Source organism: Streptomyces sp. NPDC057010, assembly GCF_042673805.1.
Lineage (GTDB): Bacteria > Actinomycetota > Actinomycetes > Streptomycetales > Streptomycetaceae > Streptomyces.
In genome coordinates, this window is record NZ_JBHUSC010000108.1 from 1 (window position 1) to 6,032 (window position 6,032).

Here is a 6,032-nt window from a genome sequence, read left to right on the forward strand (position 1 = left end):
GGGAAGCGCGGCCGCCGCCGTGCGTACGGACGCGAGGGGCCGTCAGGCGCCCATGGCGTGCAGGCCGCCGTCCACGTGGACGATCTCGCCGGTGGTCTTCGGGAACCAGTCCGACAGCAGCGCGACGACACCGCGGCCCGTGGGCTCCGGGTCGCTCATGTCCCACTCCAGCATGGACCGGTGGTTCCAGGTGTCCGCCAGGTCCGAGAAGCCCGGGATGGACTTCGCGGCCATCGAGCCGAGCGGGCCGGCCGAGACCAGGTTGCAGCGGATGTTCTCCTTGCCCAGGTCACGGGCGAGGTAGCGGCTGGTGGCCTCCAGCGCGGCCTTGGCCGGGCCCATCCAGTCGTACTGCGGCCACGCGAACTGCGCGTCGAAGGTGAGGCCGACGACGGCCGCGCCCTCCGCCGGGAAGAGCGGCTTGCAGGCCATGGTCAGCGACTTCAGCGAGAACGCCGAGACGTGCATGGCGGTGGCGACCGACTCGAACGGGGTGTTCAGGAAGTTGCCGCCGAGGGCGTCCTGCGGCGCGAAGCCGATGGAGTGCACGACGCCGTCGAGGCCGCCGAGCTCGTCGCGGACGAGGCCCTCCAGGCGGGCCAGGTGCTCGTCGTTGGTGACGTCGAGCTCGATCACCTTGACCGGCTTGGGCAGCTTCTTGGCGATGCGCTCGGTCAGCGACGGGCGCGGCCACGCGGTGAGGATGACCTCGGCGCCCTGCTCCTGGGCCAGCCTGGCGGTGTGGAAAGCGATGGAGGACTCCATCAGCACACCGGTGATGAGGATGCGCTTGCCCTCGAGAATTCCGCTCATGGTGATCAGTGACCCATGCCCAATCCGCCGTCAACGGGAATGACGGCTCCTGTGATGTACGCGGCGTCGTCGGACGCCAGGAAGCTCACGGCTGCCGCGATCTCCTCGGGCTGCGCGTAGCGGCCGAGCGGCACCTGGCCCACGATGCCCGCGCGCTGCTCGTCGGTGAGCACCTTAGTCATGTCCGTGTCGACGAACCCGGGGGCGACCACGTTGAAGGTGATGTTGCGGGAGCCGAGCTCGCGGGCGAGGGAGCGGGCGAAGCCGACCAGCGCGGCCTTGGAGGCGGCGTAGTTGGCCTGGCCGGCCGAGCCCAGCAGTCCGACGACCGAGGAGATCAGGACGACGCGGCCCTTCTTGGCGCGGAGCATGCCGCGGTTCGCGCGCTTGACCACCCGGAAGGTGCCGGTGAGGTTCGTGTCGACGACCGAGGCGAAGTCCTCCTCGGACATCCGCATCAGCAGGGTGTCCTTGGTGATGCCGGCGTTGGCCACCAGCACCTCGACCGCGCCGTGCGCGTCCTCGATCTGCTTGTAGGCCTGCTCCACCTGCTCGGAGTCCGTGATGTCGCAGCGGACCGCCAGGACGCCGAGCGCGGCGAGCTCCGCGGGCGGCTCACCCGACCGGTACGTGATCGCGACCTTGTCGCCGGCCTCCGCGAAGGCTCGGGCGATGGCGAGGCCGATGCCCCGGTTACCTCCGGTGACGAGAACCGAGCGGCTCAACGGATCACCCTTTCGCTAGCGGTCTGAATACCGAAAACCTATAGGTCGCATCCCTCGTACGGAGAATCGACCTCCGACAGGGCCTTGCGACGGGCTCTGTCGAGTCCCTACAGAAAGATGTAGGCACAAGGGCCCCGAGCGCGACATGATCGGGGCGACCGGCTCCGACCCCGGGAGGACTTCCGTGCCCCATTCCATCGACGCGGCCTTCACCGCGCTCCCCTTGCGGGCGCTCGCCGACGCGGCGCTCGCCCGGGCGCGCGCGCTGGGCGCCGAGCACGCCGATTTCCGGCTGGAGCGGATCCGCAGCGCCTCCTGGCGGCTGCGCGACGCCAAGCCCTCCGGCGGGTCCGACACCACCGACCTCGGCTACGCGGTGCGGGTGGTGCACGGGGGCAGCTGGGGCTTCGCCTCCGGTGTGGACCTGACCATGGACGCCGCGGCCCGGGTGGCCTCGCAGGCCGTGGCCATGGCGAAGCTGTCGGCCCAGGTGATCAAGGCGGCCGGTTCCGACGAACGCGTGGAACTGGCCGAGGAGCCGGTGCACGCGGAGCGCACCTGGATCTCCGCCTACGACGTGAACCCCTTCGACGTGCCGGACGCGGAGAAGGCGGCGCTGCTCGCCGACTGGAGCGCCCGGCTGCTGGCGGCCGACGCGGTCGCGCACGTCGACGCCTCGCTGCTGGCCGTGCACGAGAACAAGTTCTACGCGGACACCGCGGGCACCTCGACCACGCAGCAGCGGGTGCGGATCCACCCGCAGCTCACGGCGGTCGCCGTGAACGAGGTCACCGGCGAGTTCGACTCGATGCGCACCATCGCCCCGCCCGCCGGACGCGGCTGGGAGTACCTGACGGGCACCGGCTGGGACTGGAACTCCGAGCTGGAGCAGATCCCCGGACTGCTCGACGAGAAGATGCGCGCGCCGAGCGTGGAGGCGGGGCGCTACGACCTGGTGGTCGACCCCTCCAACCTGTGGCTGACCATCCACGAGTCCATCGGCCACGCCACCGAGCTGGACCGGGCGCTGGGCTACGAGGCGGCGTACGCGGGGACCTCCTTCGCCACCTTCGACCAGCTGGGCAAGCTCAGGTACGGCTCCCCGATCATGAACGTGACGGGTGACCGCACCGCCGAGCACGGGCTGGCCACCATCGGCTTCGACGACGAGGGCGTCGAGGCGCAGAGCTGGGACCTGGTCAAGGACGGCACCCTGGTCGGCTACCAGCTGGACCGGCGGATCGCGAAGCTGACCGGCCTCGGACGCTCCAACGGCTGCGCCTACGCCGACTCCCCCGGGCACGTGCCCGTACAGCGCATGGCGAACGTGTCGCTCCAGCCGGATCCGGGCGGGCTGTCCACCGAGGACCTGATCGGCGGGGTGGAGCGCGGGATCTACGTGGTCGGCGACCGCTCGTGGTCGATCGACATGCAGCGCTACAACTTCCAGTTCACCGGGCAGCGGTTCTTCCGCATCGAGAACGGCCGGCTGGCCGGGCAGCTGCGCGACGTCGCCTACCAGGCCACGACCACCGAGTTCTGGGGCTCGATGGAGAAGGTGGGCGGTCCCCAGACCTACGTCCTGGGCGGCGCCTTCAACTGCGGAAAGGCCCAGCCGGGCCAGGTCGCGGCGGTCTCGCACGGCTGCCCCTCCGCCCTGTTCCGCGACGTGAACATCCTGAACACCACGCAGGAGGCCGGCCGATGAGCACGCTTTCGAACGGACGCACCAAGCCGCACGAGATCGTCGAGCGGGCCCTGGAGCTGTCCACCGCCGACGGCTGCGTCGTCATCGCCGACGAGGAATCGACGGCGAACCTGCGCTGGGCGGGCAACGCCCTGACGACGAACGGCGTCACCCGCGGCCGGACCCTGACCGTCATCGCGACGGTCGACGGCAAGGAGGGCACGGCCTCGGGGGTCGTCTCGCGCTCCGCCGTCACCGCCGCGGACCTGGAGCCTCTGGTACGGGCCGCCGAGGCGGCCGCGCGCGGCGCGGGGCCGGCCGAGGACGCCCAGCCGCTGGTGACGGGGACCCCGGCCTCGCCGGACTTCACCGACGCCCCCGCCGAGACCTCCTCGGCGGTGTTCGCGGACTTCGCCCCGGCCCTCGGCGAGGCCTTCGCCCGGGCCCGCGCGGGCGGCCGGGAGCTGTACGGCTTCGCCAACCACGAGCTGGTGTCCACGTACGTCGGCACCTCGACGGGCCTGCGGCTGCGCCACGACCAGCCCAAGGGCACCCTGGAGCTCAACGCCAAGAGCCCCGACATGCAGCGCTCCGCCTGGGCCGGCCGCGCCACCCGGGACTTCAAGGACGTGGACCCGACCGTGCTGGACGCGGAGCTCGCCGTACGCCTGGGCTGGGCGGAACGGAAGATCGAGCTGCCCGCCGGGCGGTACGAGACGCTGCTGCCACCGACGGCCGTGGCCGACCTGCTGATCTACCAGATGTGGTCGGCGGCGGCGCGGGACGCGGTGGAGGGCCGGACGGTCTTCTCCAAGCCCGGCGGCGGCACCCGGCTCGGCGAGAAGCTCTCCGAGCTGCCCCTGACCCTGCGCAGCGACCCGAACGCGCCGGGCCTGGAGTCGGCGCCGTTCGTGGTCGCGCACAGCTCGGGCGACGACGCCTCGGTGTTCGACAACGGCCTGCCGGTCCCGGCGACCGAGTGGATCAGCGGCGGCGAGCTGGCCCGGCTGACCACGACCCGGCACACCGCCGGGCTGACGGGGCTGCCGCTCTCCCCCGCCTTCGGGAACCTGATCCTGGACGGGGGCGGCGACCGGTCGCTGGAGGAGATGGTGGCGACCACCGAGCGGGGCCTGCTGCTGACCTGCCTCTGGTACATCCGCGAGGTCGACCCGGCCACCCTGCTGCTCACGGGCCTGACCCGGGACGGCGTCTACCTGGTGGAGAACGGGCAGGTCACGGGGCAGGTCAACAATTTCCGGTTCAACGAGTCCCCGGTGGACCTGCTGTCGCGGGCCACCGAGGCGGGCCGGACCGAGAAGACCCTGCCGCGTGAATGGGGCGACTGGTTCACCAGGGCCGCGATGCCGGCGCTCCGTATCCCGGATTTCAACATGAGTTCGGTCAGCAAGGGCGTCTGACGCACCTAGACTGACCTTGGCAATTCCCGAATATCAAAGGAGTCGAGAGACCGTGACGGACATCGTCGACGAACTGAAGTGGCGCGGGCTGTTCGCCCAGTCCACCGACGAAGAAGCCCTTCGCAAGGCGTTCGCGGACGGTCCGGTCACGTTCTATTGCGGCTTCGACCCGACGGCCGCCTCGCTGCACGTGGGGCACCTGGTCCAGGTGCTCACCGTGCGCCGGCTCCAGCAGGCCGGGAACCGGCCGCTGGCGCTGGTCGGCGGGGCCACCGGGCAGATCGGCGACCCGCGGCCGACCGCGGAGCGGACCCTGCACGACCCGGAGACCATCGCGAACTGGGTGACGCGGCTGCGCTCCCAGATCGAGCCGTTCCTGTCCTTCGAGGGCGAGAACGCGGCGGTCATGGTGAACAACCTGGACTGGACGGCGGGCATGTCCGCCATCGAGTTCCTCCGGGACATCGGCAAGCACTTCCGCGTCAACAAGATGCTGACGAAGGACTCGGTCGCCAAGCGGCTCGACTCCGACCAGGGCATCAGCTACACCGAGTTCAGCTACCAGATCCTGCAGGGCATGGACTTCCTGGAGCTGTACCGGCGCCACGGCTGCGTGCTCCAGCAGGGCGGTTCCGACCAGTGGGGCAACCTGACGGCCGGTCTCGACCTGATCCACCGTCTGGAGCCGGGCGCGGTCGTGCACGCGCTGGCGACCCCGCTGATGGTCAAGGCGGACGGCACCAAGTTCGGCAAGTCCGAGAGCGGCGCCGTCTGGCTCGACCCGGAGATGACCACCCCGTACGCGTTCTACCAGTTCTGGCTGAACGTGGACGACCGGGACATCTCCACCTACATGCGGATCCTGTCCTTCCGTAGCCGTGAGGAGCTGGAGGAGCTGGAGGCGCAGACCGCCGAGCGGCCGCAGGCGCGCGCCGCGCAGCGGGCGCTGGCGGAGGAGCTGACGACGCTGGTGCACGGCGCCGACCAGTGCTCCGCCGTGATCGCCGCGTCGAAGGCGCTGTTCGGTCAGGGCGAGCTGGCGGACCTGGACGAGGCCACCCTGGCCGCCGCCCTGTCCGAGCTGCCGCACGCCCAGGTGGCGGAGCTCGGCCTGGTCGTGGACCTGTTCGCGGAGACCGGCCTGGTCGCGAGCAAGTCGGCGGGCCGCCGGACCGTGAAGGAGGGCGGGGCCTACGTGAACAACGCGAAGGTCACGGCCGAGGACGCGGTTCCCGCCAAGGAGGACCTGCTGCACGGCCGCTGGCTGGTGCTGCGCCGGGGCAAGAAGAACCTGGCCGCGGTCGAGGTCACCGGCGCCTGACGCGCCGCGGGACGCGGGACGCGCGAACACATCACGGCGGAGGGGCCGGCCGGACACCGTTGTCC

5 protein-coding genes are annotated in these 6,032 nt (G+C 71.0%); 3 read left to right on the top strand and 2 right to left on the bottom strand.

The window, feature by feature from the left end:
- Nucleotides 1–42: 42 nt before the first annotated feature.
- Both fabI and fabG read right to left on the bottom strand, forming a co-directional pair.
- Nucleotides 43–813, bottom strand: coding sequence for an enoyl-ACP reductase FabI (gene fabI, locus ACFTXQ_RS36160; RefSeq protein WP_007263356.1), 771 nt, complete (start codon nucleotides 811–813; stop codon nucleotides 43–45).
- A gap of 5 nt (nucleotides 814–818) precedes the next feature.
- Entirely contained in the window at nucleotides 819–1,538 is a 720-nt protein-coding gene (fabG, locus tag ACFTXQ_RS36165) for a 3-oxoacyl-[acyl-carrier-protein] reductase (protein ID WP_382649802.1), read from the bottom strand.
- A gap of 145 nt (nucleotides 1,539–1,683) precedes the next feature.
- Here fabG and ACFTXQ_RS36170 point away from each other — a divergent pair, with 145 nt between their 5' ends.
- From ACFTXQ_RS36170 to tyrS, 3 genes are read left to right on the top strand one after another with little or no spacing between them, the layout of a single operon-like run.
- Nucleotides 1,684–3,246: a TldD/PmbA family protein gene (locus ACFTXQ_RS36170; protein ID WP_382649804.1), complete on the top strand. Its 1,563-nt coding sequence runs from the start codon at nucleotides 1,684–1,686 to the stop codon at nucleotides 3,244–3,246.
- Nucleotides 3,243–4,646, top strand: coding sequence for a metallopeptidase TldD-related protein (locus tag ACFTXQ_RS36175; protein ID WP_382649807.1), 1,404 nt, complete (start codon nucleotides 3,243–3,245; stop codon nucleotides 4,644–4,646). Before ACFTXQ_RS36170 ends, ACFTXQ_RS36175 begins: the two co-directional genes overlap by 4 nt.
- 52 nt (nucleotides 4,647–4,698) lie before the next feature.
- On the top strand, nucleotides 4,699–5,967 hold the full coding sequence (tyrS, locus tag ACFTXQ_RS36180; RefSeq protein ID WP_382649810.1) for a tyrosine--tRNA ligase: 1,269 nt from the start codon (nucleotides 4,699–4,701) through the stop codon (nucleotides 5,965–5,967).
- Nucleotides 5,968–6,032 lie beyond the last annotated feature (65 nt).

Excerpts from the sequence above, each read along its gene's own strand:
- ACFTXQ_RS36170 (WP_382649804.1), top strand. The coding sequence starts at position 1,684 with ATGATCGGGGCGACCGGCTCCGACCCCGGGAGGACTTCCGTGCCCCAT.
- ACFTXQ_RS36175 (WP_382649807.1), top strand. The coding sequence starts at position 3,243 with ATGAGCACGCTTTCGAACGGACGCACCAAGCCGCACGAGATCGTCGAG.
- fabI (WP_007263356.1), bottom strand. The coding sequence starts at position 813 with ATGAGCGGAATTCTCGAGGGCAAGCGCATCCTCATCACCGGTGTGCTG.